We start from the raw sequence: 1,607 nt of genomic DNA on the forward strand, positions 1-1,607 counted from the left end.
CCCCATAGCCATCAAGCTAACAGTAGGTGAGATAAGAAATGCTCACCTCTGTTAGCTTTTTGTATCTCTTCTATAAATTTACGCATGACAAAATAAGCCTCTCAAGAGACTTTGTTTTCGGAATATTTATTTTTCATTAGCTTACGCTACTTAAGATGCTTCTTGTTTAAATGCAATACCTAGAATATCAAATACAGTTTGTTTGTGTTGTCTACGGCACTTCCTCCCATTGATCTTTATACTTCGGTAAATTCGTTTAGCTATTTCTACTAAACTACCTTTTTTGTCATACATTACGGATACAAGTCTAGGCAAGCTTTCCTTTACAATACTTATTGATTTATACTCACTTACTTCCATCTGCTCCTTTATATAAAGGAGCCTTCGACAGTAAAATGCTAGTGTAGAACTTAAAAGTAGTCGTATTAGGGTGCCATACAAATGACATTCAAACCGTTCCTTCTTCATTTTCTTTACTTTATGAATCTCAAATAATGATTTCCAAGTCTTAAATAAAATCTCGATTTGCCATCGAATAGAGTATAAGAGAAATATTTCTTCTTTTTTAACTTGGTTTTGTGTTATATTAGTTGCGTGTATGTTTACAGATATATTTTTCTGTGCAGAAAGGGTGCTTTTCCCTTTCTTCTTTTTTTTATTTAAGTGAGCTTGTCTTTTTGACTGTTGTTCCTCTGTTAATTTGGTGATGACTACTCGCGCTAGGAGAGGATCCTTACTTCGAGCGCTTATTCGTACATTGTGTAATTGAATTGCTTCTCCTCGATTTAATGTTGCTGCTATCTCACTCACATCGATTTTCTCCCATTTTCCAGCATCATTTTCTACGTATAGATTTACATCGTTTTTTAATCTAGAAAGGAAGTAACCACCTCTATTTTGAATATCTAATAAGTTGTCTATGGAAAAGTATCCTAAATCACGTAAGCACAAATCACCAGGCTGAATCGTCTCTTGAATGACTTGAGGATACTTACTATCACTCTCTTTGCCATGTTGGATATGTAAATTTAGGAAATTTCCTTTCATTAATTCATATTCCAACTGTATTTTTATTCCCGAACCATTTGGTCCTTTATAGTCCTGATAATCGCCCGGTAAATCAAAAGATGACGAATCTAAAATCCGAAGTCGGTTAAACCAACGATTTTCAATAAAGGATAAAGAACCTTCTAATTGTTGCGTTACTAGAGATTGATACATTCTCTTCAGAAATTCCACAGCTTGTGTATTAAAACGCTGGTTAAGTCCTTCTGTAGTTATCCCTATATTAAAAGTAGCGCCAAGTTGTGCACAAAGTTGTGTTAAACTTTTCTGACCAAAAGATTCCCCTAATAAGGTACAGAGTAGAAGGAAATACATCGGTTTTACCTTTGCCTTTCGCTTCATAAAGCCAGTATCTATTGCCCATTGGCTAATTTGTTGCTTAGAAAATTTTCGTTCCAACTCCTGAGCTAGAAGCTGAATCTCGTTGTCTATTTTTATTTCTTTATTCAAAAAAAAGCTCCTCTCGGTTTCATTCCCGAAAGAAGCATATACAAAAATTGGTCATTTTTCCATTAAAGTTGCTTAACTTGATGGCTATGGGG

Annotated in this window: 1 protein-coding gene; it reads right to left on the reverse strand. The window is 34.6% G+C overall.

The annotated features are described in order from the left end of the window. Positions 1-150 precede the first annotated feature (150 nt). Entirely contained in the window at positions 151-1,515 is a 1,365-nt protein-coding gene (locus tag IEV35_RS19940; RefSeq protein ID WP_188386409.1) for an IS4 family transposase, read from the reverse strand. Positions 1,516-1,607: the final 92 nt, after the last annotated feature.

This window comes from Ornithinibacillus halotolerans (genome assembly GCF_014637405.1).
Lineage (GTDB): Bacteria > Bacillota > Bacilli > Bacillales > Amphibacillaceae > Ornithinibacillus > Ornithinibacillus halotolerans.